The 25,375-nt window shown below is 35.1% G+C and carries 20 protein-coding genes and 1 riboswitch; of the genes, 12 read left to right on the plus strand and 8 right to left on the minus strand.

The window, feature by feature from the left end:
* Positions 1-347 precede the first annotated feature (347 nt).
* Both HHU12_RS28110 and HHU12_RS28115 read left to right on the plus strand, forming a co-directional pair.
* Entirely contained in the window at positions 348-1,907 is a 1,560-nt protein-coding gene (locus HHU12_RS28110) for an ammonium transporter (protein WP_169660066.1), read from the plus strand.
* Between the two features lie 384 nt (positions 1,908-2,291).
* Complete coding sequence (locus tag HHU12_RS28115) at positions 2,292-3,644, plus strand: carbohydrate porin (protein WP_169660067.1); 1,353 nt, start codon at positions 2,292-2,294, stop codon at positions 3,642-3,644.
* A gap of 105 nt (positions 3,645-3,749) precedes the next feature.
* Here the strand turns inward: HHU12_RS28115 and HHU12_RS28120 are convergent, their stop codons facing one another.
* A complete protein-coding gene (locus HHU12_RS28120; protein WP_169660068.1) occupies positions 3,750-4,439 on the minus strand; it encodes a metal-dependent hydrolase in 690 nt (229 codons plus the stop codon).
* A gap of 211 nt (positions 4,440-4,650) precedes the next feature.
* Here HHU12_RS28120 and HHU12_RS28125 point away from each other — a divergent pair, with 211 nt between their 5' ends.
* The gene (locus HHU12_RS28125) at positions 4,651-4,938 is read left to right on the plus strand and encodes a hypothetical protein (RefSeq protein WP_169660069.1); all 288 of its coding nucleotides are present in this window, start codon (positions 4,651-4,653) and stop codon (positions 4,936-4,938) included.
* 182 nt (positions 4,939-5,120) lie between these two features.
* Here HHU12_RS28125 and HHU12_RS28130 read toward each other — a convergent pair whose 3' ends face one another.
* Together HHU12_RS28130 and modB are read right to left on the minus strand one after the other, a co-directional pair.
* Complete coding sequence (locus tag HHU12_RS28130) at positions 5,121-5,912, minus strand: ATP-binding cassette domain-containing protein (protein ID WP_169660070.1); 792 nt, start codon at positions 5,910-5,912, stop codon at positions 5,121-5,123.
* A complete protein-coding gene (modB, locus tag HHU12_RS28135) occupies positions 5,909-6,580 on the minus strand; it encodes a molybdate ABC transporter permease subunit (RefSeq protein ID WP_169660071.1) in 672 nt (223 codons plus the stop codon). The genes HHU12_RS28130 and modB overlap by 4 nt, the downstream gene beginning before the upstream one ends.
* A gap of 301 nt (positions 6,581-6,881) precedes the next feature.
* Between modB and HHU12_RS28140 the strand changes: the two genes are divergently transcribed.
* Together HHU12_RS28140 and HHU12_RS28145 are read left to right on the plus strand one after the other, a co-directional pair.
* A complete protein-coding gene (locus tag HHU12_RS28140; protein WP_169660072.1) occupies positions 6,882-7,217 on the plus strand; it encodes a hypothetical protein in 336 nt (111 codons plus the stop codon).
* A gap of 178 nt (positions 7,218-7,395) precedes the next feature.
* Positions 7,396-7,752: a hypothetical protein gene (locus HHU12_RS28145; protein ID WP_169660073.1), complete on the plus strand. Its 357-nt coding sequence runs from the start codon at positions 7,396-7,398 to the stop codon at positions 7,750-7,752.
* A 157-nt stretch (positions 7,753-7,909) separates the two neighbouring features.
* On the opposite strand, the gene modA is transcribed toward HHU12_RS28145, so the two are convergent.
* On the minus strand, positions 7,910-8,656 hold the full coding sequence (gene modA, locus HHU12_RS28150; protein WP_169660074.1) for a molybdate ABC transporter substrate-binding protein: 747 nt from the start codon (positions 8,654-8,656) through the stop codon (positions 7,910-7,912).
* A 140-nt stretch (positions 8,657-8,796) separates the two neighbouring features.
* Between modA and HHU12_RS28155 the strand changes: the two genes are divergently transcribed.
* The gene (locus tag HHU12_RS28155; RefSeq protein WP_169660075.1) at positions 8,797-9,033 is read left to right on the plus strand and encodes a hypothetical protein; all 237 of its coding nucleotides are present in this window, start codon (positions 8,797-8,799) and stop codon (positions 9,031-9,033) included.
* A 55-nt stretch (positions 9,034-9,088) separates the two neighbouring features.
* Here the strand turns inward: HHU12_RS28155 and HHU12_RS28160 are convergent, their stop codons facing one another.
* On the minus strand, positions 9,089-10,006 hold the full coding sequence (locus tag HHU12_RS28160) for an exonuclease domain-containing protein (RefSeq protein WP_169660076.1): 918 nt from the start codon (positions 10,004-10,006) through the stop codon (positions 9,089-9,091).
* Between the two features lie 6 nt (positions 10,007-10,012).
* Positions 10,013-11,215, minus strand: coding sequence for a retropepsin-like aspartic protease (locus HHU12_RS28165; RefSeq protein WP_169660077.1), 1,203 nt, complete (start codon positions 11,213-11,215; stop codon positions 10,013-10,015).
* 300 nt (positions 11,216-11,515) lie between these two features.
* Here HHU12_RS28165 and HHU12_RS28170 point away from each other — a divergent pair, with 300 nt between their 5' ends.
* The 6 genes from HHU12_RS28170 (at position 11,516) to HHU12_RS28195 (ending at position 20,057) form a co-directional block, all read left to right on the plus strand.
* Positions 11,516-12,649 carry a BamA/TamA family outer membrane protein gene (locus HHU12_RS28170; protein WP_169660078.1) on the plus strand — a complete coding sequence of 378 codons (1,134 nt, stop codon included), beginning with the start codon at positions 11,516-11,518 and terminating at the stop codon, positions 12,647-12,649.
* 295 nt (positions 12,650-12,944) lie between these two features.
* Positions 12,945-14,051 (plus strand): BamA/TamA family outer membrane protein, encoded by a 1,107-nt coding sequence (locus HHU12_RS28175; RefSeq protein ID WP_169660079.1) that lies wholly within the window; start codon positions 12,945-12,947, stop codon positions 14,049-14,051.
* 431 nt (positions 14,052-14,482) lie between these two features.
* A riboswitch (cobalamin riboswitch) is annotated at positions 14,483-14,685 on the plus strand.
* Positions 14,686-14,839: 154 nt separating this feature from the next.
* Positions 14,840-15,817 (plus strand): ribonucleotide-diphosphate reductase subunit beta, encoded by a 978-nt coding sequence (locus HHU12_RS28180; RefSeq protein ID WP_169660080.1) that lies wholly within the window; start codon positions 14,840-14,842, stop codon positions 15,815-15,817.
* 102 nt (positions 15,818-15,919) lie between these two features.
* Positions 15,920-17,608 carry a ribonucleoside-diphosphate reductase subunit alpha gene (locus tag HHU12_RS28185; RefSeq protein ID WP_205960009.1) on the plus strand — a complete coding sequence of 563 codons (1,689 nt, stop codon included), beginning with the start codon at positions 15,920-15,922 and terminating at the stop codon, positions 17,606-17,608.
* Positions 17,609-18,573: 965 nt separating this feature from the next.
* Entirely contained in the window at positions 18,574-19,455 is an 882-nt protein-coding gene (locus tag HHU12_RS28190; RefSeq protein WP_169660081.1) for a haloalkane dehalogenase, read from the plus strand.
* 68 nt (positions 19,456-19,523) lie between these two features.
* A complete protein-coding gene (locus HHU12_RS28195) occupies positions 19,524-20,057 on the plus strand; it encodes a hypothetical protein (protein ID WP_169660082.1) in 534 nt (177 codons plus the stop codon).
* Positions 20,058-20,460: 403 nt separating this feature from the next.
* On the opposite strand, the gene HHU12_RS28200 is transcribed toward HHU12_RS28195, so the two are convergent.
* Both HHU12_RS28200 and HHU12_RS28205 read right to left on the minus strand, forming a co-directional pair.
* On the minus strand, positions 20,461-22,113 hold the full coding sequence (locus tag HHU12_RS28200) for a RagB/SusD family nutrient uptake outer membrane protein (RefSeq protein WP_169660083.1): 1,653 nt from the start codon (positions 22,111-22,113) through the stop codon (positions 20,461-20,463).
* A gap of 20 nt (positions 22,114-22,133) precedes the next feature.
* The gene (locus HHU12_RS28205) at positions 22,134-25,061 is read right to left on the minus strand and encodes a SusC/RagA family TonB-linked outer membrane protein (RefSeq protein ID WP_169660084.1); all 2,928 of its coding nucleotides are present in this window, start codon (positions 25,059-25,061) and stop codon (positions 22,134-22,136) included.
* Positions 25,062-25,375: the final 314 nt, after the last annotated feature.

The following is a 25,375-nucleotide window of genomic DNA, read 5'->3' on the forward strand; positions in this document are numbered from 1 at the left end:
TTAACGTATTGACTTTTATTATTTTCCATAATAACGATTGTTTTAGTGTATCGTTATTTCAGGACTTCACAAATATCTTAAAAAAATGATTAGTAGTTTGAGGGTGAGAGCTTTTCTTATTTCACGAAAGAATAAAAAGTAATAATACTAATATAATATGTATTAAAATTTCTGTGTTTACTGTATTTAGCAGTATTAATATTCTGTTTTTTAGCAGGTTTCGATATATTTTTTAAGTAATAATTTACAAATCCAATCCCAATGAACTAATTTTGAAGTACATAAAATGTGCGATGTTTATATTGAGCTCTTATTTACTAGCGAACTGACAACCAAAATTTACTCTTATGTTATATTTCACCGTAACTACTATTAGCATTTTATTTTTACCTACAACATTGCTGGCTTCGGAAACCGTCAGCACCCAAGCATTTAATATTCCGGATACACTTTGGGTATTACTGTGTGCTATTTTAGTCTTTCTAATGCAGGCAGGTTTCAAAACTTTAGAAACAGGTCTGGTCCAAGAAGAACACCGTTCAAGCGTTGGTAGTAAAAACCTGATGGATCTTGTGGCAGGTGTTTTAGGCTTTTTCCTCGTTGGTTTTGGCTTTATGTTTGGCACCTCTAAATATGGTATTATTGGTTTTGAGCCTGACTTATTTGTGGGACAAAATCTTCATAATGGAGACTTGACCATTCCAGGTATCGTCTTCTTTCTATTTCAGCTAGTGTTTGCAGGAACTGCACTGACCATTGTGTCAGGGGCAATGTCAGGAAGGACGGGTGTTGTGCCTTATTTTATAGGTTCATTGGTCACAGCCGTTATTATCTATCCATTATTCGGTCACTGGGCCTGGGGAAATCTCTTTTACAATAACAATATGGCTTGGTTGGCCAATATGGGTTTTATGGATTTTGCAGGGTCAACAGTGGTGCATACATTGGGGGCTTGTGTGGGGATCGTAGGAATGATTATGGTAGGGCCAAGAATAGGTCGCTTTGATCATGAAGGAAAACCCAAGAGTATGAAAGCTTCCGATTATTCCTACAGTATTTTGGGAGTAATGTTGCTTTGGATAGGATGGTGGGGCTTCAATGGAGGAAGTACACTTACTTTCACCGCTGATGTTTTCGAAATTATTCTCAATACCAATATTGCAGGTGCATCAGCTTGTTTTTCAGCCTTTTTCTATTGCTACTTTTTCCAAGATAGAGGTGATTTAATTGAGAAAATGATGGGTGGTGCATTGACTGGTTTAGTTGCTATCACAGCATGCTGTAATGTAGTTTCTCCTCTTTCCTCTTTAATTATAGGATTATTATCAGGAGTGATTCATAATGTAGGCTATGATTTAATTCTTAAAGTATTTAAGCTAGACGATCCTGTTGGTGCAATTCCTGTACATGGTTTTGGTGGCATCTTCGGAACATTATGTGTAGCTCTTTTCGGCAAGCAAGAGTTGTTAGTTTTACCACGTTGGGAGCAGTTACTTATACAAATGATAGGTATAGAAGTATGTGTCACGTTCACTGTCATTTTATCCATAGTGATGTTCAAATTAATTAAAATGTTCTATGGTTTAAGAGTAAGTCCGGAGCAGGAGATAAAAGGAATGTTGATGGGGCGTTCTATGCCTGAGGAATATTATGATGTGGAAGAAGAAATGAAAGTGAGATATGTATCTATCAAAATCTCTGAGAAAGGATACAATCTACTTGATGTAAAAGATTTTATCGCCCTTGATCCCGTTTATCGTTTGGAATTATTGGAAACCAAAAAAGTCTCATTTATCAACGACCAAGGAGAGGGAATTGAGTTTGAAGATGCAATGAAACAATTACATTCTGTTTTTGAAAGCATCAAAAATTCAGAAAATCCACCATCGCAGTCACTCGCTTTATAAGGAAGAAATTTTTTTATGCAGTTGAACATTTATAATTGAGGGAAATTGGATTTTCTTCCTTAAATATACAACTGCTTATAATATAGATTAACAATAATGAGGTTATCGTTCTAGTACATAATTACATGAGGAGTACTAATATTTGATTTTTAAAACTAAGTACAAAGTCAAAAATAGATCATAGTTAATTCTAATTTATTTTTTGTGAGTACAACGCTAAAAAACGTATTAATAGTGGTTCTATTGAAAGTTTTTTGAAGGAAGTAATCGCAAAACAATAAATAGAATTAGTATTAGATAATTTTGAATTTGTACTTATCTTTATAAGAGAAGCTTTTCACTGAAGAGCTTCTCTTATTGTTATCATTATCTCTCATTGTATTTATGTTGAAAAAAATCACCTTTCTTTTCGTCTATTTTTTACTTTCAGCTTCTTATTCTTCAGCTCAAAAAACCTTTGAATTTCATACTTATGGTAGAGTGGGCATTTCTTCCTCCTTGGATGAAGATAAAGTGGGAGCGAGGTTAAACCTTTCTAATCAAGGTGCATTAGGAGGGAGGTTGGAAGAGAATGATTATATAGAATTGACGGGCATTTCCAACATTCATAAACTGTTGCAGATGAAAGATGATGCACCGAAAATCAAATTCCAGCTTACTACACAATCGTTTTCGGGAAATAATACTTTTATCGCCAACGATACTAAAACCAATTTTGTGGAGATGTTTTTGGATATCACTGATACGCTTTATAACATTCCTATTCATCTTTGGGTAGGGAGTAAATATTACAGAGATAAAAATATTGATATGGCCGATTATTGGCAGTTTAACAATCTGACAGGGCAGGGTTTTGGATTGACAATCGGCACAACAACTATATCGCTGATTAAAGCACTAGTCAATCAAGATCAGCCTGGCAACCCTTATGGAGATTCTAATTATGATGACGGAAGGCAGAAACACGTGATTTCTCTTCAGCACCGCTGGCATTTGAATCCCAATCATACCCTCAATTTTATGGGAGAATACCACTTTACAGGAAAAGATTCATTGACCGAGCCTCAATTTATAGTGAGGGAAGTGAGTGACTATGGTTGGCTGTTAGGGGTGATGCATTTATATCAAAAAGATAAGTTTACCAATAATGCATCCCTCCGTGTTGGAGCAAGAATAGCCAACGGTCCTGGTGATGATGGATGGTCTTCCCGATCTTTTATCAATTTTGGCAATCCCAATGTCAGAGGAAAGTATGACGGTGCTTATGGTATCAATATTACAGAAAACTTTGTGTATGATATCAATAAAAAGTGGGGTCTTATGGGTTATGCAGTTTTTCGGTATGCGATTGGGGCAACTTCACCTGTTTTCATAGCGGATAATAGGCCCAATGAAAAATGGGATTTATCTGTAGGTTTCCGTCCTATGATTTATTTGTCTGATAAATTACAATTGATGCTGGAATACAATTATCAAATGCGTGATTTCAAAGAATACTCTCAAGGATTTACAGGTTTTGACCCCGGTTTAGGGCAGATGAATAAGTTTACAGTAGCACCCGTTTATGTGCCTTCAGGAGAAAGGACGTTGATGGCAAGGCCTCATATTCGTTTAGTTTATTCTCTAGCCTTATATAATGATATAGTTAGAAGTTTTGGTTTGTCGCAATATTACGAAGCAGGAAACTCAGGTAATTTGGGGCATTATTTAGGTCTGAAGTCTGAATGGTGGTTTTAAAAAATAAAGAATTAAGAAAAAGATAGTATTATAACATACAATCAAAATGATGTCAGCACCATTTCAATCACCACATCTTCATTCTTAATTCCTCATTCTTAATTCCTATATACTATCCACATCCAATGTTTCACCAATGTCAGGGAGAAGTAAAGATTTCTCAGATTGTTTGAAATAACGAGTTGCAGCCGCTTTATCAATTTTGATAGGAGGGAAAGTGTCATAATGATATCCCATTATTGTGTTACACTCTAAATATTGTGCCGCAATTTTAGCATCTTCATAACCCATAGTGAAGTTGTCGCCAATTGGTAAAATAGCAAGATCAAGATCACCGCATGTAGCAGGGATCAACTTCATGTCCATCGTTAATGCAGTATCTCCGGCAATGTAGATCTTTCCTTCTTTATTCATGAGTACAAAACCACCTGGATTGCCCGCATAAGTACCGTCAGGTAATACACTAGAGTGAATTGCATTGACATATTTTAGAGTACCAAAATCAAAGGTGAATTTACCTCCGTGATTCATTGGGTGTCCGTTCAGTCCTTTTTCTCCATAATACGAAACGATCTCAAAGTTGGAAATAATAGTTGCGCCTGTTCTTTTAGCGATGGCTTCAACATCTACAACATGATCTTGATGACCGTGAGTAATCAAGATGTAATCCGCTTCCAATTCATCAATATTGATGTCTTTCGCTAGATCATTAGGAGAAATAAAAGGGTCAACAATCAGTTTCTTTCCTGCTGTTTCTATCAGTAATGAGGCGTGGCCTAAAAAGGTAACTTTCATGAAGTTTTTAGATTAATGTGTTTTAAATTTTTCAATTAAAGTTAATCTTAAATCCATGAATAAAAAACCAATTACTAAAAAATGAATGACAAATTTTAATGAAAAATAATACGAAAAAATTTGCATAGGTCTAAAAATTTGCAATTATTATTTTTTACGCCTACATTTAAAGCGACTATAAATACAGCACTCTTTATCAAACTATAATGTTATGACCATAATGTATGTGTATGATGCCTTAAATTATTCTTTAATAGCAAAGCTTAATAAGCGATCTATTCTTAAAAGAGATTTAGGTATCACATTAAATTCTAACAAAGTAAAATTATTGAAAGCAGGTCATCCTGTAATGATTTTATCAGGCTCAAATCTAACTAGACGCCCCTTATTCATGTCTTTTAATCCAATTCAGGAAGAAGATATTGAAGAACTCTTTGTAAAGTATCAACTAGAACGATTCCATGAAGAAGAGTCAAGCGAAGTGAATATTGCGGTTTAGTTAAATTTGTAATTCAAAAAAGTAATAAACCATAAGCGATTAAGTGTTTGAAATAGCTTTATGAAAAACCAATTAAATAAATAAAGCAAACGTAATTAACTTTTACCTCAAAATTCTTAATAAATTATGGTTTGTTACCTTTAAGTACCAAGACAAAATTATCAATTATTTTGGCTGAGTATTTATTCAATAGACAGTTGTATACTGTCACCTTCCTCGATATTATGCTTTAAAGGCAAAGTATAATGTACATTGTTTACCATAACTTCCATCAGCTGATTTTGACGGTCAATTCTTATGACATTACCCGTATGATGGGCCGTTTTTTTAGATTCTAATACCTCTAGTTTTTCAGCATTCAGTTCATATATTTTATCCGTAAGAACAGAAAGTTCATGGATCTGATGAGTGTTGATTAATAAAGGAATTTTAAATGTCTGATGATACACTTTGATGTAGTCAATGACCTTTTGTTTCACTCTGAAATCTAATGCTGAGAATGGCTCGTCCATTAGTAAAATGTTAGGAAGCTGTACTAATGCTCTGCTTATGGCTACTCGTTGTTTTTGTCCACCTGATAAAGTATTGACTTTTTGATTTAATAAAGGCTTGATCTCAAAACATTCAATCAGTTTGTTTAGTTCTTTCTCCCCAAAAGCATCCGTTTTAGCAAATAAAATATTTTGAATCACTGTCATATTGGGAAACAAGGCGTAATCCTGAAATATAAAACCAACATTTCTTTTTTGAGGTGGTAAAAAAATGTTGGAAGACTGATCCAGCCAAACAGCATCATGAAAATTGATTTCTCCTTTTTCACAGTGGACAAGCCCGGCAATTACTTTCAAAAAAGTTGTTTTTCCTTTTCCCGAAGGACCCGTAATACCAATTATATCCTCCGATTGGAAGGAAAGCTGAAAGTGACTTTCCGTTTTATTTCCGCCGATTCTTTTATGTAAATTGATGCTGATCACTTGAGGTTGAAATTGTTTTTACGGTTGAAAAAATACAGAAGGAATAATATAGTGAATGAAAAACAAAGCAATATAAAGGCATATTGATGAGCACTTTCGTATTGCATACTCTCCACATAATCATATATGGCAATTGAGGCTACTTTGGTTTTTTCAGGGATGTTGCCACCTATCATTAATACGACTCCAAATTCGCCGATAGTATGTGCAAAAGTAAGGATTAAACCACTTAGAATGGCACTTTTCATATTGGGCAGTACCACCTTAAATAGGATTGTAAGCTCTTTTTTACCCATCAAACGTGCAGCATGAATCAGGTCTTCTGGAATGGTTGAAAATCCTGCCTGCAGTGGCTGAATCATAAATGGGAAACTATAAATAATGGAACCGATTAATAATCCGCTGAAGGAAAAGACCAATTGAATGTTGAAATGCTCTAAAAGGAAATTACCTATGAAACTGTTTTTGCCAAGTGTGATGAGAATATAAAAGCCCAATACAGTAGGAGGCAAGACGAGTGGAAGCCCGAAAAGAGTTTCAAGAAATATGGTGAAAATATTTTTCTTTTTTGACAGATAATACCCAAGCGGTATGGCAATGCAAAACAATATAATTGTAGTAAGCAATGCTAGTTTCAATGTCAATATAAATGGTGTCCAGTCTATCATAGGTATATAAAAAACTCATCAAAGATAAGGAAACAAGAAAGGAAAAGAGGAAGTAAAGGGTAGAAATAATTTCTTCTTTTTATTTTCTTTTAAGAATTACAACGGTTTTTATTGGATTTTATACTTTGAGGGTTAATTTTAATTGGTCAACTAAGTACTAAGCCAAAATAGGTAAACATTATTTCTATTTTTAAAAAGTACAATACCGAAAACGAATCAATAGTAGTTCTATTTACAGTTCTGAAAAGGTACTAATAAATCAGGATGAATAACATACTTCAAAAGCAACTTAAATTTTAACATGAAAAGTCCAACGACAAGCGAACAGGAAGAAGCACTAGGCCAAATTTATGAGTATGCAGCAAACTTGATCATCAACGAAAAGAAAAGCCCAAGTGAAACAAAAGCAATACTTATTGATCAGGGAATGGAAGAAGAACTAGCTTCTGCTCTCGTAGATAATATCAAGCAGCAGATAGAGGAGCTGAAAAGTAAAAAATCCAAAGATGATATGCTTTATGGCGCCCTATGGTGTGTCGGTGGTATAATAGCTACTGTGGCGGATATTGGTTTTATATTTTGGGGAGCAATTTTATTTGGCGGTATTCAATTTCTTAAAGGCTTATTTAGGCTGTAATTCTTTTACTCTAATAAAGATCTTGCTTACATATGTAAACTCAGGATCGATGTAAATTCAAGTCAGTATGGCTTGCAATGTACTTTAATACTATTTTTCAATCAAGACAGTTTAGCACGCAAAAGCAGACTTTAAATAGTAGCGGTTAAACTAATTTATTTAAACGTAATTTTAAAAAATGACTTATTCTAGCGAAGCACATCAGGATAGAGGCAAGGTGCAGTTAATTGCCACTAAAATGATGATTACTAATAAAAAAACAGCGAAAGCAACTAGAACCCAACTTCTCTCAGAAGGTTATGATAGCGATATAGTGGAAGAGGTGATAGAGAATATAAAATCGGTTATTTCTTCTGAAAATATGAGAAAACTCAAGAAGGAAATGCTATATGGAGGAGCGATTCTTTTAAGTATGGTAGTACTGAAACTGATGGGTTTTAAAATTTCATTTACTGATTTTACGCTGCTTACGTCAATGATAGGATTAAGGGCAGGGTATTGGTTTTTAAAAGACCAAGGGTTCAATTTATTTTAGCCTTAAATCAGAGCTTGAAGCTCTATAATAATTTAGAAAGTCCATGTTGTGGTTGGTGAGGAAAGTGTATAGCAAAGTTCTTACAAACCATAACATGGACTAATTTTTTTATTTAAAAATGCCATTCATCTTGTCTGAAGATGCAGTGATATAGTTCTTAATGATAATATTTATTGATGATTTCTTGTCCTTTGTCGCTCATAATAAAATCAAGTAATTGCTGTGCCTTATTTTCCTGACCTCCTTTTATACTGATCATTCCTTGTGCTATGGGCTGGTATAGATTACTGGGTACTTCTGACCAGAAACCTAGTTTTTGATTTGAAGGGGCATTGACCACAAAAATAGAATTAAAACCGGCGTCTACTTGATCAGCTAAAATAAATTGGCTGACTTGAGAGATACTTTCTCCATATACTAATTTTGTTTTGATCTGATCACCATATAAGGTTTGAATAACTTCCTGTGCAGCTTTTCCATAAGGAGCCGTTTTAGGATTGGCAATAGCAATGCTAGAAATCAGTGTGTCTCCCAAACCATCCACTTGATATGGTTTTGCCTTGCTCCACACCACCAATTTTCCTTCAGTATATTGAATTACATCAGAAGCATTGAGCTTTTCATTTTTAAGGGCTTGAGGATAAAATAAATCTGCTGAAACAAAGACATCATAGGGTGCTCCATTAATAATTTGGGCAGAAAGCTTGCCGGATGAGCCTACAATCATTTCACATGCAATGTCAGTATCTTTTTCAAATGCCTTGATGATATCTTTCATCACAAACTGCATATTGGCAGAAGTAGCCACTTTCAGTTTTTTCTCCTTAGGGGCGGAAGAAAGGCAAGATGTGAGTAGGGAAATTAAAATCAGAAATGGTATGAATTGTCTTACTTTTGGTGACATTGCGTGAATTATTGTATTAAAAAGTAAATTTATATAAATATTTTAAACTACATTTAGTGTGTGAAACGTTTGGTCGAGGATTTTCATTCTTTAACGTTGTTTCGCACTGTATCACTGAACTACAACATACCCACTTGTCAATGTATTATAGATGTATCTTTAAACTCGAAGGAACTGGACTAGTACAAAATTTCTTCTTTGATTTAAATGAGGCTCCCATTCAATTTACCCTTTTTAATAAAATCTATGTATTGAAAAGTATAGAAGAGACACATGCCACCTTACCTGAATCTGCGATCTATTACCGACATAAAAAAGCATATTTAATTGAAGGTGGTGAAAGAGTGCCTTTAAAATCAGGTGATCTTTTGTTATAAGTACAAATTCAGAATTAACTATGATTTATTTTTGACTTGGTACTTAAAAACATACTTATTCCACTGAAAGTATAAATTCATTTTCACCCATGATAAATAATGGATAGCCTAGTGCTTTATATTGTTCGGCTATTTTCATTTTAGCGGATCTAAAGCCGTCACCATATTTTTTGTAATCCTGCTGTCCAATTACTAAAAAGTCAGTTTGAGGAGTAATGACATCGGGGTGGACTTTACCTCCAGCAGAAACCACTTTTTGCATGGCTTCTTTTCTATTCATATCCTGTAGTTTGCCTGTGAAAACCACGTGTTTATTATAAAATCGATGGTTAGGATTGGGATTTTTTGCAGGTTGAAATTGATAAGATTTGCGTTTTTTGACAGGCCTGCCATTACCGAAGTTTTGGAATGATCCATCGCTTTTCATAAAACCGCGTTTGCTTCCCATTTTTTCAGTAAGTGTCTCTAAGGATTCAGTTTTATGAATTTCCAACATTTTTAAAGCAATAATCGCCGCCGCTTTAGCATCACTTTCAGCGTTATGATGATCGAGTTTTATATTAAAATGTTCAGAAAGTGCACTCAGCCCGTAACCGCCAAGTTGAGGCAGGGCTTTTCTTGAAAGAATCAACGAACAATAAAAATCAATATCAGGCAGGGGTTGATGATAGGCCGTCAGTGTATCTCTTAACACAGTAAAGTCAAAAGCGGCATTATGGGCTAGAAGAGGATACTTTGTAAGCAACTCATTCAACTCTTTCCAGCGGAGGTCAAAAGTGGGAGCACTGTCGGTCATTTCTGGAGTAATGCCATGGATATTAATATTCATAGCATTATAATAATTGGGCAGAGGTTGAATGAGGTGGTGCTGAGAATCTACGATCTCATAATTCTCAACCACCACTAAACCAATTGAGCAAGCACTTGTTCTTTTTGCATTGGCTGTCTCAAAATCTATTGCAATAAAATTCATAAAAGACTACTGATATTGTTCTTCACTAAAAATAGTGTGACTTAAAGTATCGTTATTATGAATAAATTCAAAATTTAACTGCTCACTATTCTCAAGTGCTTGTATGAATTCACAATAGTTATCTTGAGTGAAATCACTTGTAAGTACATTATTAATACTTATTACTGTATCACCTACCGCAATCATATCATTTTGCTCTTGGTGTTTTGTATAAATACTTCTGATGTAATAGGTTTTTAAATCTTCTTTTCTGTCTATAGATACGGGAAACCTTTTGTCGGAGTGAAGAACAATTTGATCAACTTTATTAATGTACAGCATCGATTTTTGCCAATCAATTATAAGATTGAAGTTTGCAAAGAATTGATTTCCGAGGAGATGAGATCCTTCGTCTTGAAAACCGATAATGAAATCCTGGCACAGATAATTCCCTAATAGTACAGAGTCTGCCTGATAAAATTCCTTTGTTTCATTTTTACCTTTCCCGAAAATACCAGAAGTGATGCTTCCATATTGTGAGTTGACCAACTCTAGACTGTCTTTTTCAAAAATTATGTTCTTATATCTATTACTTAAACGGAGGCATCCATTACTGCCTGTGTCAACTTTTAGTTTTGAAGTTGCCCCATGTATGTCAATCGTCAAAGTAGGGTGGAATTGAATGTTACTCTTAAAGTTGATAGAATCATAACCATTCAGGTCAACTAAAGTGTTGTTTTTATAGATAGTAATTTCTTTTTTCTGATAATCAATCTGCCAAATTCCTTCTTTCATTAAGTTGGCACCAATAATACCATCGACTCCTAAACAGTTGAAATTTAATTTTTCGTCATAAATGTCTAAAGCAATACAGGTGGTGTTTTGAAAAGAAAAGTTCTGAATAAAGAGTTCCGGTATTTCAAAGAAATAAGCAGTTTGTTTGTTGCTTTGTGAATCTGTTACCGATACTTTCCCTTTCTTTTTTAATTGTAATTCCTTAGCCATATCAGGGCTGATTACGTTTGTTGCTCCTGTGTCAACTATAAAATCATACTTTTTGCCATTAATTTCTACTTGAATTACTATGAGTCCCATTCGCTTTTCAAAAGGGATCGTAATTTTATCTGAGGAAGCGATTAAATCACCATTTTTCATCAGACGTTTAAACTTAATCAGTTTACAGCTCGATAATGAGAGAATTAGAAAAATGATGAGGAATAATTTTTTCATTTATTTAAGAAATTAGAGTTGAAGTACTAAGCTAAAATTAGTTAGTCAATCATTGGTATTAGTTTAAAATAATTTCGTCTTAGTGCTTTTAAAAATGAATAGATTAGTTTGTTATTATAACGAAGCTTCAAGTTTAAGTTACTTTCAGTTAAAAAATTACTATTTTACCGAAATATCATCTGACTGTTGATAAAAATCACCGATCTGAATAGTCTCTTTGTTTTTGAGCACTGCTTAATCGAAATAAATATTTTTTTCTTAATTTTGAGGCCAACTTCCAATTGATTTTATTAAACTAGCATGATGTGTTATAATCACTATATATCTACTATTGCAATTTGCCTATTAGCAATAGTTAATGTCTTTGCCCAAGAAAATGGTTCATTATCAAATGAGCTTGATACACTTTATAAAGAAAAAATTATAGGTTATCCTTTTATCGGCTATACACAGGAAACAAAATTGAAATTTGGCGTAACAGGAATCTATCAATTCAAAGTGCCTGAGGCCACATTTCAGACCAGATCTTCAAACCTGACACTATATGGTTATTATACACTTGAGGATCAAATTAGAGTAAGAATAACTAATAATATTTTCACAAATAAAGAGAATTGGCTACTCGAAGGAGCATGGGAATATGCAATTTTTCCTGAAATGTATTATGGTATCGGTGGAGACACACCTAAGAGTAATGAGCAGGTAATCAATTACACGAAATTAGATTTCAGGCAACAATTATTAAAGAAAGTATCAAATCACATGTTTTTGGGGCTTCAATATAGGTATGTTGACTATTGGAATATAGATATTTCTGAAAGATCTGATGGAATGGAGACAGATACTTCAGAAATTCCAGGTTTTTATGGAGGGAAAGTTTCAGGGATAGGTCTTGTGTATAAGTGGGATAGTAGAGATTATGTAATTGCTCCTACGAGTGGACATTATATAGAAGCAAGGTTTGAAACTAATCAATCTTGGATGGGATCGGAGTATAGCTTTAATCGTTTTTATTTAGATGCAAGAAAATACATGGACCTTACAAAGGAAAAGGAAGGTAAAACAGTCTTGGCCTTGCAATGTGCTTTACAGACCACAAATGGTGATGTTCCTTTTAGGGAAATGTCATTAATGGGAGGTATGTATATGATGAGAGGAATTTATGAAGGTAGATATCGAGATAATAATATGTTGACTTTCCAAGCTGAAGTAAGACAGCATTTATTCTGGAGGATTGGTATGACAGGCTTTGTTTCTACTTCGAATGTATACAATAATCAAGATGGTTTTGATTTTAATCTAATAAAAGTTGCTGGGGGTGGTGGGTTTAGGTTAGCTTTTAATAAAGATGATAAAGCATCATTAAGAGCTGATTATGGTTTTGGCCCAGATGGGAACTCAGGGCTTTACCTTACCTACGGAGAGGCTTTCTAAGTTTTTGAAGAAACTATTGTTTCATAATTGCTCACAATAAGTACAAATTCAAAATTATCTAACACTAATTCAATTTATTGTTTTGCGATTACTTCCTTCAAAAAACTTTTAATAGAACCACTATTAATACGTTTTTTAGCGTTGTACTCCCAAAAAATAAATTAGAATTAACTATGATTTATTTTTGACTTTGTACTTAGATTGAAAAATTATTACAAAAACACACCTCAATTATTTTTATTACATTTGAAAAGACTGAACATAGTCAAAAATTTAAACTATTGATTTTTTTATTATGCCTTTAAGAATAGCATCTACCTTTTTCTGTTTATTTGTACTTTCAAATTTTATTTTTGCTCAGTCAGAGGTTGATACCTTATATAGACGTCAATTTACAGCTTTCCCTTACCCTGCTTATGCACAAGAAACAAGTTGGGAGTTTGGAGCTGTAGGTGTGTATCAATTTAAAACAACCAATGCCACTTTTGATACCCGACCTTCCAATTTGTATTTTATTGGTTTTTATACATTAGAAAATCAGATGCGTTTCAAGTTGGAGCATACTTTATTTACCAATCATGAAGACTGGGTGCTGGAAGGTTTGTTGGAATATTCTAAATACCCCGAAAAATATTACGGTATTGGCAATAACACACCCAATGAAAATGAACAGCTGATGGATTGGTCAAAAGTAGAGTTAAGACAGCAATTGCTAAAGAAGCTGACCGATAAAATGTTTTTAGGTGTGCAATACAGGTTGGTCAATTTCTGGGATATCAGCGTGGAAGAAAGAGCTGATGGAACGGGTAGCTTGGAAGAAATACCGGGATATAAAGGGGGTATCAACTCAGGCTTGGGGTTGGTTTATAAATGGGATAAGAGAGATTTTGTATTAGCACCAACAAAAGGTCACTTTATTGAATTCAGAGCAGAAAGCTACGGCAGTTGGCTAGGCAGTGATTATCATTTCAACGCCTACAAGCTGGACATGAGAAAGTACTTTTCATTGAACAAGAAGAAACCTTACAATACGGTGCTGGCTTTTCAGGGAGTTGTCAATCAAACCTACAGAGAAGTGCCTTTTAGGGAAATGTCATTGATGGGCGGTTTGATGATGATGAGAGGAGTGTATGAAGGAAGGTTCAGAGATCATCATATGATGGCATTTCAGGGAGAAGTAAGACAGCACCTTTTTTGGAGACTCGGAGCCACCGCATTTTTTTCCACAGCACAAGTAGCACCGAATTGGAATGCATTTCTTTTTGATCAATTTAAATTTGCTGGAGGGGCAGGGCTCCGATTGTTGATCAACAAAGATGACCGAGCAACCTTAAGAGCAGATTACGGAGTTGGACCGGATGGAAGTTCAGGTTTGTACCTTACTTTCGGCGAGGCATTTTAGAAAAAGCGTTGAGAAGATTTATTCTCCATTCGTAAATGAATATTTTTTGAGAAAATCAATACCTATTTAATAATTGTAAAAAAGATACAATAGTGTATTTCATACGCTTTGTGTCTTTTTTTATGTAATTCCAATTACAATATTTTTTGTGGAGCGATAAAACAATTCGTATTTAACTATAGTTTATTATTTAGCTCCCATTTTGGAAAATTTACCTTTATAAAAATTGATGTTTTTCTACAAATGAGCGCTAGTGTTACAAAGTTGTATACGTAAATGGGGCTTTTTCTTGATCTTGAAAAAGTACAATAAAAATTTCATTTACTTGTCAATTTATATAGCGCTTTAAATTGAAGATTTCAAGAAAAAAATGTAGAATTTTTTTAAGAAAAAGAACCTTTAAAAAGTTTGCAATACTGCATAAAACACCATTAATTTGCTAGAATAAAGGTGCTCAAAGTGGCGTTAAAAAGCTTTGAGTGAAAAGGGAAACAGGTGTAATTCCTGTACTGTACCCGCAGCTGTAAGTAGACAGAAAATGCTTTATTTTTAACCACTTTGAAAGATGATAAAGGGAAGGTTGAGGCATTGAAATACTACAAGTCAGAAGACCTGCCTTTATGTGCTCGTATTGCTTTTTCGGGTTAAAAAAGGAGCAAAATCCTATCATCTAAAAAATAAAACGCTTGTTTTTTTGTGTAGGAAATCACTTACTCTAAATTTTTAGAGTGCCTTTAAATTGAAGTGTTTTTTCACTTGTGTGTTGTACTAAGAAAAGTAAATAGAAAATGAGCTTACTAGATAAACGTGTAGCTTACAAACCTTTTGAATATCCTCAGGCTCAGGATTTTATAGATGCCATCCATCAAACTTTCTGGATTCATTCAGAGGTAAATTTTGATGCTGATATTCAACAGTTTAAAACAAATCTTACAGATAACGAGCGTGAGGTTATTGGTAATATCCTTAAGACGTTTGCACAAACAGAAACGAACGTACAAGACGATTTCTGGGGTGTGGTCGGTCAGTTTATTCCAAAGCCTGAAATTGCAGCGATGGCCATCACTTTTGCTGAAAATGAAGCAAGACATGCCTCTGCCTATGCACGTTTGAATGAGTTGTTGGACTTGGATAACTTTGAAGAGTTCCTAGAAGATGAAACAGCTATGGAGAGATTGGAAATGCTTTCGAAAGTGGCTGTAGACGAAAAAGGAAAGCCTTCTCCGTCAGACTTGTTGCAGAGTATTGCTATTTTCTCATGCTTTACAGAAAATGTAAATCTATTCTCTCAGTTTGCTATTCTTTTATCCTTTAAAAAGTTCAAAAACCAACTAAAAGGGATTGGAAACATCATCAAATGGAGTGCAAAGGATGAAAACTCTCATGCCCGTGCAGGGATGTGGTTATACAATACTTTAATTTCTGAGTATCCAGAATTAAACACTCCTGAACTGCAAGAGCGTATTTATGAGGCAGCAAAAATATCTCATGATGTAGAAGTACGCTTGTTGAATGGAATCTTTGAAAAAGAAGAATTATCGTTCTTGCCATTAGAGCACTTGATTCACTTTATGAGAGACCGTTTGAACAGAAGCTTGCACGAAATTGGTTTGAAGCCAATTTTTGAAGTAGATCAAGAAACGCTTAAAAAGATGCAGTGGTTTGACGAGGAAGTATTTGGTCATGCACATGACGACTTTTTCGCCGTAAGACCAACTGAGTATACGAAAAAATCACAATCTGTTACTGCAGACGATTTATTCTAATCTGACAGAGAGAAAGATCATATTTTGTGCAAAAGGACCTTACCCGTCTTTTTGCACACTCAATTCTATTATATATTACCACCCTCAGTTCTAAATATTTTTATGTCTGATATTAACATGACTATCGAGACTTCACAGTTGGATTCACACCCAAAATGGATGACTGATGAAGGACTTCAAACCCTAAAAAGCGGTTACCTTTTAGAAGGTGAAAACGTTCGTGATGCTGTTACAAGAATTGCAAAAGCAGCGGCTTCACGTTTGAAAAGGCCAGATTTTGAGAAAAGATTCTTTGATGCTATATGGAACAATTACTTGTGTCCGGCATCACCTGTATGGTCAAATATGGGTACAGAAAGAGGTTTGCCTATCAGTTGTTTTGGTAGTTATGTGCCTGATAGCATTGCCGGTATTGGCAGCACTTTGGGTGAGGTGATGATGATGTCTAAAATTGGTGGGGGTACGTCTATCAATGTGTCGGATGTAAGACCTAGAGGTTCTGAAATTACGAATAACGGTACTAGTAACGGTGTTTATCCTTTCTTGGAAATGTTTGATTCTGTGATCAACGGCACTAACCAAGGAAACACAAGAAGAGGTATGTTAGCCGCTTATCTTGATGTAGAACATGGAGATATTGATGAGTTCTTGACAATCAAAGATGTTGGAAAGTCAATTCAGAATATTTTTATGGGCGTTTCAGTTTCTGACAATTTTATTCAAAAAGTAAAAGAAGGAGATCAACGCAGCAGAGAGGTTTGGGCAAAAGTGATCAAATCGAGAATTGAAAAGGGCATCCCTTACATTTTATATAAAGACAACGCTAATAATCAGCGTCCTAGATGGTACAAAGATCAGGGTATGGAAATTAAAGCTTCCAACCTTTGTTCAGAAATTATGTTGCCTTCTAATGAAGAAGAATCATTTGTATGCTGTCTGTCTTCACTAAACTTGGTGAGATATGATGAGTGGAAAGATACTGATTTAGTAGAAACAGCTATTTTCTTCCTTGATGCTGTGATGGAAGAGTTCATTGCAAAAGCCAAAGGAATTCCTCATATGGAAAGAGCCGTGAACTTTGCGAAAAACCACAGAGCATTAGGCTTAGGCGTTTTAGGATGGCATAGTTTCTTACAGAAAAAGAAAATTCCTTTTGCCGGTATTGCCGCTGACTCATGGACAAGAATCATCTTCAAGCAGATCAAAGAGCAGTCGATCAGAGCATCTGAAAAATTGGCTTCTGCTTATGGTGAGCCAAAAGTAATGATGGATACAGGCAGAAGAAATACAACTTTACTGACAGTTGCACCTACAACTTCCAATGCGTTAATTGCAGGTGGTTACAGTACAGGTATTGAGCCAATAGCAAGTAACTACTATGTGATGGATTCTGCAAAAGGTACTTTCTCACGTAAGAATAAAAACCTTGAGGCTTTATTGGATGAAAAAGGATTGAATACACCTGAAGTTTGGAAGCAAATTCTTGCAGACGGCGGTTCAGTTCAAAACATCGGAGGCCTTACTGATGAGGAAAAAGAATTATTCTTAACCTTCAAAGAAATCAATCAGTTGCAGATTGTAAAACAAGCGGCATTGCGTCAAACTTTCTTAGACCAATCGCAAAGCTTGAACTTGAATTTCCCTCCAACAACCCCTGTGAAGGAAATCAATAAAGTAATGTTAGAAGCACATGCTTTGGGAGTGAAAACACTTTACTACCAAAGAAGTGAAAGTATATTAAGAACTCAAATGAATGTAACAGGAGATGAGTGTATCTCTTGTGAAGGTTAATGAACGAGTTTGAATCAACGAAAAAGGCTATTCTATAACATAGATTAGCCTTTTTTAATGAACAAGTTGTATTTACTACTATCGCAAACTTAAAATATCTTGACAAGACCCCCCATGCACGATTAGTACTTGGGAGGCTTGTCTATAAGTATGGCGGGTGAGTGTCCCCGCGCTCATTAAATGAGCCAAATTAATTAGTGGCTTTGACCTACAAAGCTTTCACCTGCAAGAGGTGCTGATAATTAACAGCAAACTGTAATTATACTTTCAATTTCTTATTCTAATTAATAAGTACTTATATGTTATCTTTTGACGTAACTGTTTTGAGAAAATTTTAGACCTTAATACCATAAATAAGCTAAGGAGAAATAGGGAACTTCAGAGGAGGTGTGCCCCTCTGAAGCTGAATAGAACTATAGACAAATTTTCTACTCAATAGACCCGCCATATATTTTTATTCACCTAATAGTATTTATCTAAGAGGTGTGTGTAAGTTTTCTAATTCATTCTGATTTGACGAACACTTGAATTAAGTATTGTTAAATAATGTAAAATTACAATCACTCTATATGTACATTGTTTTGAGGGGTTAAGTTGTATTTATTTCATTTTCATATATGCAATTTTACAATAGTTTTATCTTTTTTACAAATATTGACGTATTACCACTCTGAAACTTAAAATATTATAAATTGTATTATATCTACATATGTAAAGTGTTATAGGTATTGTTATCATTTATTTGTCTTGTAATTATTCAACATGTATTTCGCTTACTAAATCGGTTGCATAAAATTAAATCTCTTATTTAATGATCTGAAATTCAAAATCTAGACTTGTAAATTTCAATGATAACCAATTAGAAAAAAAAGTGCTTTAATTCTATTTTTTTTGTGTGATGGTTAAAAATCTATCTATTTTGTCCTAGTACTTAATTACTCAATTAAATAATATCTCTTACTGAAATGAAACTTCAATCTGCTGACTTATCTTCTTTCTCTAAATTGACAGAATATCCTTTTACACCTCGTTTTAAGGAGTATAATGGTATAAAGATGCATTATATAGATGAAGGAGAGGGGGAGACAATTCTAGCACTGCATGGTGAACCTTCTTGGAGTTACCTCTACAGAAACTTCATTCCTGTTTTGTCAGGTTATCGTTTTATAGCACCTGATTTGATTGGTTTTGGTAAGTCCGATAAGCTGATTTCTAAAAAAGATTACAGTTTTGAATTGCATTATGAATCTTTGAAGCACTTTATAAGTTCATTAGAACTGGAAGATATTACATTGATTGTACAGGATTGGGGAGGGTTGCTGGGCTTAAGTGTATTGGGAGAGTTTCCAGAAAAGTTTAAAAGAGTAGTGATTATGAATACTTTTCTTCCTAAAGGAAAGAAGCTTACTCTATTTTTCAGATTATGGCAGTTGTATGCTAAATACCATCCTTCATTGCCAATTCATGAGATTATACAGAAAGGCACCTTTTCAAAACTTGATAAAGCAACTTTGGAGGCTTATCGTTTGCCTTTTCCTAATAAAGCATCAAAAGCGGGAGCAAGTATTTTCCCTTCTTTAGTGCCTTCAAAACCGACAGATGATGGGGTTTTTGAGATGACAAGAGCAAGGGAAGTACTTTCAAAATGGAATAAGCCAGCATTGGTGATGTTTTCTGATAAGGATCAGGTTTTGGGGGGTATGGAGAAGTTTTTTTATAAGCTGATTCCTGATGAAGTTCAGACAAGGGTAATGATTCATAATGCTGGACATTTCCTTCAAGAAGAAAAAGGAGAAGAGTTGGCAAAGTATATTAAGGCTTTTATGGAAGGAGAAACAGTTTTGTAATCCAAGAATTCTATATAAATTTAGCATTGTGTACAAAAACGAATTACTTGGCTCAAAAATTTCAACAAATGAAATCATTAATTAACTTATTCTTCTTGTCAATATTACTGCTAACCATAATATCCTGCGGATCTAAAGAGATTGAACCTAAACGTCAATACCAATACAAAGACGATAATGGAGGCTCTTCTTCTGGAGGAGGAAGTTCCACAAAATATTATGTCAAAACAGAAACCACACAATGGGGTAGCAGGGTCACTCAATTTATTTTAAAAGAAAATGGTGAAATGTTTAGCTATACCTGGAAAAATGAGTCTAACGATAATCGTTATCATTTTTATGGGTCTTGCCTTGAGGGGAGTTGGAGTATTGGAAGCAATGGTGCGATAAATTATACTGTAGTCCTTTCTGATGATTTTAGTGTTTCAATGAATGTACAAGAAAACAATGATTGCTATAATTATACCCCAAGTTACTTTTACGGAGAACAATCAGGTACTTTTTATACAAGGGAGTATACTGAAAAAAGTTCATTTTCAGAAATTAGTTATGGTCCCTTTTGCATCATTAATTTTGACGATTTTTACCTTCACCGTAAATAAAAAGAGACCACTCTGGAAGCTCCAAAGCGGTCTCTGAATAGCAATTTTCGTGAGTATTCTGGTATTAAGCTTATGAAAAAAAGTATTTTAGTTACGTACAAATTCAAAATTATCTATAATCTATTTTTGACTTTGTACTTAAGAATTCATTTGCTCTAAATGGGGTATACTGTTCTGGTTTATGAAACATCATACGAATCATTTTTTTCAAACTTAATTCTTCATTAAAAAGCTCTTTTCCTTTGTCCTGATACCGAAATGAATTACTTTCTATTCGTCTATTTATTATTAAAGTACCCGTCCTTGTACTTTCTGGTTTAGGTCATTGTTGAAATTGTAGACACAAACCGAAGCCTGTGCCTACTTTGTAAAATTACACTATTAATCTATCTTAAGGTTACATTTAATAGCCATCATTCTGGTTTAAATTAGGGTTGGCATCTATTTGTGCAGGAGGTATTGGGAACAAGTAACGGTGAGCACCATCACTAGCTTTTCCTTTACTCGGTAGCCAAAATAAATACGTTTCACCCGAATCGTCCGTTCTTTCTTCAAATGCATCAGGATCATTTTCCATCTGTTTGTTTTGCCATGCATCTAAATATTTACCATGACGAATCAAATCCTGACGTCTTACACCTTCCCAGCATAATTCCCATCCTCTTTCCATTAAAACAAAGTCAAGAAGATTCTCCACTTTTCCTTCGCTTTGAAGTTGAGAGAAGTGAGCACTAGCATCTGCGATAGGAGATCCTGATTCAAAACGGTTTCCTTCTGTTCTCAATTTATTGATTTGTGCTAAGGCCTCACCATTCATTCCTTTTCGTGCTAAAGCTTCAGCATGCATTAGCAATACATCAGCATAACGGATAATAGGGAAGTCATTTCCTGACCATCCGCCCCAAGTCACGCCTTCAGCACCTGGATCTGGCTCCCATTTCATTAATCGAACACCTTGAGTCTTATTGGCGTCAAATAAAGGTAGTTCTTGTTCGTGTTGAACAATTGTTCCATCTTCTTTTTCAAACTCAGTATAAAATTGATTGATACGATTATCTGAAGCATCAAACGTTTGATAACGGTCTGTCATAATTGAGAAACCATTCCATTTTGAAGGGACATTCCATTCTACTCCTTTTACTTTGTAAGTGTCATAGTGGACTCCCCAGCTGTTGCCATGGTTTCCTAGTGGATCATCTGCCGCGTATGTAATCGTGAAAATATAATCGGTATTATTTCCTTCATTTGCCAATTTGAAAGTTTCAAGATAGTCTGGGTAAACAGCGTATCCCATTCCTTCAATTACTTTACTGTAGTTGATCACTTTATCCAACTGTTCAGTAGTAGGCTCAACCACTTTTGTTCCATCTTGAAAATAGACACCTGCATTGATATAAATTTTCACTAATAAAGCATAAGCAGCTCCTTTTCCAACTCGGCCATATTTAGGTTGTTCCGGAAGGCCGTCTTTGATTGCTTCAAGCTCCTCCACAATAAATTTTGTCAATTCAGGGCGAGTACTGGCTGGAGTATCTCCATCGTGCTTACTTGCTAATACTAATGGAACGTTACCAAACATATCCATTAAATTAAAGTAATAGAATGCACGAAGGAATCTAACCTCATTGGAAGTGTTTACTACTTCTTCCGTTTGTTCATATTCTTCTAGAGTTTCTAAAAGTACATTTGCTCTTGCAATACCTGTATATGGTGATTCCCAAAGCACTTTTAAGTGAGGGTGGTTTTCATTCCAGGTATGAGCATTTAATTGTAACCATTTACCGCCATCATACCAGTCACCACCTCTAGTTGGGACTAAAGTCTCATCTGAAGTTACTTGAGAGAATCCCCAAGCATTTTCGTGATGATAGAATGTACGAAGTGAAGCATATACCGGAGCAATAGCCGATGGTAAGTTTTCAGGATTTTGGAAGTACTCATCTGTTACAGAACTGTAAAGTTTTTCATCAAGATTAGTACATGAAGTCGAAGATATTAATGCACCTGCAGCAAGTGCGATCATCAATTTATTTCTTAGCATAATAATTTCTTTCATCTTTTTGGGAATGGGATAATTTAGAAGCCGACAGATAAACCACCGATAAATGTTCTAGCAGCAGGGTAGTTGTTATAGTCAATTCCCACTGGAGGAACTTGGCCACCACCTGCAGGAGCATTTACTTCTGGATCATACCCTGAGTAATCAGTGATTACGAAAAGGTTTTGACCAGAAACATACACTCTTAGGTTGCTCACAAATTTTACCTTGTCCATTCCAAACGTATATCCTAAAGTCATATTAGAAAGGCGAATAAACGTAGCGTCTTCAATAAATCTTGAATTAAATTCAGTCGAACGCATACCATCTTCAACAGCAACTTTCATTACGTTATAAGTACTGTTTTTACTGTATAAGTCATTTGTGTTAGAGAATTCCTGTGCCGTATTATTGAATACTTGATGACCTGTTGCGGCATTAAGGAAGAAATTGAAATCCCATTTCTTATATCTCAATGTGTTGTTCAAGCCAAATGTCCATTTTGGAATAGCCTGACCCAATACTTCTTTCTCCTCTGACTGAATGGAGTTGCCATTTTCATCAAGGCCTAAATAACGCGGTCCGTAGAAAGTACCATAGGGTAAACCAGGTTTGATGACTTGAGAGAATTGACCTGTTTGACCACGGCCACCAACGGCACCTGTTAAGATTTCATTGTAATTTCCGATGTTTTTTACCTCATTTTGGTTATATGCTGCTACAAATCCAGTCTCCCATGAAAAGTCATTTTTGGCAAAGTTTAATGTATTCAATGAGATCTCTACACCTTGGTTTGTCAACTCACCCACGTTTTCGAGGTACTTATCAAAAGGAGCAGGTTGAGCCGCTTGTAATTCTAACAGTAAGTTGCTTGTGTTTTTTTGATAGAAATCCAATGTGCCAAATACAACACCTCTGAAGAACTCAAAATCAAAACCAAAGTTCAATTGAGTGGTTTCTTCCCATTTTAAATCTGGATTAGCGTAGTTGTTGTACGTTACACCTGAGCCAATACCAACTGCACTGAACTGTTTATCACCTGAAAGCGTAGGAAGCGAACGGTAGTTGCCAATTTCTTGAGAACCAGTAATACCCCATCCAGCTCTTAATTTCAAGTTGGTTAAAACTTCACTAGATTTTAAGAAATCTTCTTCTGTAATTCTCCAAGCTGCAGAGAAAGAAGGGAATACACCCCATTTGTTGTTCGCTCCAAAACGAGATGATCCATCCGCACGAACTGTAGCGGTAACAACATACTTATCTTTAAAGCTCATGTTGGCTCTACCAATCCATGAGATTAATTTGCTTGATTCTTTATTTGATTCAACCAAGATCTCACCACTTGCAGCGTTAAGATTGTGTTCTGCTGTTTCATCAATGTCAAAACCAGTAGCATTCGTGTAGTTATGTTCTTTTCCAAACTCTTGGTAAGTATAACCTGCTAAAGCATTCAATTTGAAATCACCAAATTGTTTGGTGTAGTTAAAAGTACCTTCAAGAAGTATATTATGAAGATTATTGTTTCTGACATCTGCAGATCCATTTCCTTTACCAACCCATTCAATACTGCCAGGAAGGTAAGCTGTTCTTTTTGCAGAAGTGATATCGCCACCTAAGTTAAGTTTACCTGTTAAGCCTTCAATAAATTCAGCCTCAACAAAAACATTACCCAAAATACGTTGAGTGTTTGTAAAATCACGTACCGAATTGGCCATGATATAAGGGTTTTTCTCAAGTTGATTAGAGGATGAATAATCTGAAGGTAAAAGTGGAGACATACGAAGCATATTGTTAATTACACCTCCATCAAGTGCACCACCCACACCATACGGAAGGTTGTTGTTTTTAGTGAATGACCCCATCATATTCGCACCAAGTTTTACCTTATTGCTTAATTTCTGTGTGATATTCATTCTACCGCCAATTCTTTCCATACCAGAGTTGATCATAATACCTTCTTGATTAAGGTAGTTAATCGAAACTCTATATTGCGTATCAGAGCTTCCTCCTGAAACCCCAATATTGTGATTTTGAGTGATGGCATCTCTAGTCATGACTTCTTGCCAATCGGTATTAGCCCCAAGATCTAGAGGAGAAGTACCCTCAGCAGCAGTAGCGGCTCTATATTCATCAGCAGACAGTACGCCTAGTTTTTTAGCCAATTGAGAAACACCAAAATATGCATCGTAATCTACTTTTGCTTTTCCCTCTTTTCCTTTTTTAGTAGTGATGATGATCACACCGTTAGCACCTCTGGCTCCATAAATCGCGGTAGCAGAAGCATCTTTTAAGACATCAAAAGAAGCAATATCATTGGGGTTGATACTAGCTAACGGGTTTTTAGACGCTGATTCGGCATATACACCTGCAGTACCCGGATCAGAAGCCGTATTGTCAATTGGGAAACCATCAATCACATACAAAGGCTCATTGGAAGCCGTAAGTGATGTACCACCTCTGACTCTGATATTCACGCCTGCGCCAGGTTCACCCGAAGATGGGGTCATTTGCACACCGGCAATTTTACCTTGAATCAGCTGATCAGGAGAAGCCATAACCCCTTGATTGAAGTCTTCAGATTTGATGGAAGACATCGCACCTGTTACGTCTTTTTTCTCCATTTGACCATAACCAACTACTACAACTTCTTCCAGTTGTTCGGCATCAACTTTTAATTGTATGTCGAATTTGGTTTTGTTGCCAATCGTTATTTCTTGATCGAAATAGCCGATATAAGTAACAAGAAGTGTTTCGTTTTCACTAGGCACATTTATACTGAATTGACCTTCGAAATCAGTAGTTGTACCAATAGTAGTTCCTTTAATAATTACATTTACACCCGGCAGGGGTTCATTTGTTTCGTCTTTTACAGTACCTGATATAGTTTTATCTTGAGCTTGAGCGCTGAAAATTGTAAGTAATAGCAATACAGATACAAAACTGATTAGTTGTATTCGTTTCTTCATTTTCTTTTTTAGCGGTTTTAATCGGCAATGAATAGTTAGCACACATGAGAGTCATGTGCAAAAAGTGTTTTCATTTCATTGTCTTCATTTTCATTCCAAAGTTATAGACTAGTAGAGCTGCTTTAATTTTAAAATTTAGGTATATAAACTTACGTCGCCCAATCACAAAGCTGTTTTTGGGTGACATGAATTGAAGAAACCATCCGTGCCAATAATTTTTTGAAAATTGTTTTCCGATATACCCTTCTATTAAATCGAAAATGAAATTCATCTAAATATCGTTGGATATATTGATCACTGACATGGTGATGAAT

The sequence above is a fragment of the Flammeovirga aprica JL-4 genome (genome assembly GCF_012844305.1).
Taxonomy (GTDB): domain Bacteria; phylum Bacteroidota; class Bacteroidia; order Cytophagales; family Flammeovirgaceae; genus Flammeovirga; species Flammeovirga aprica.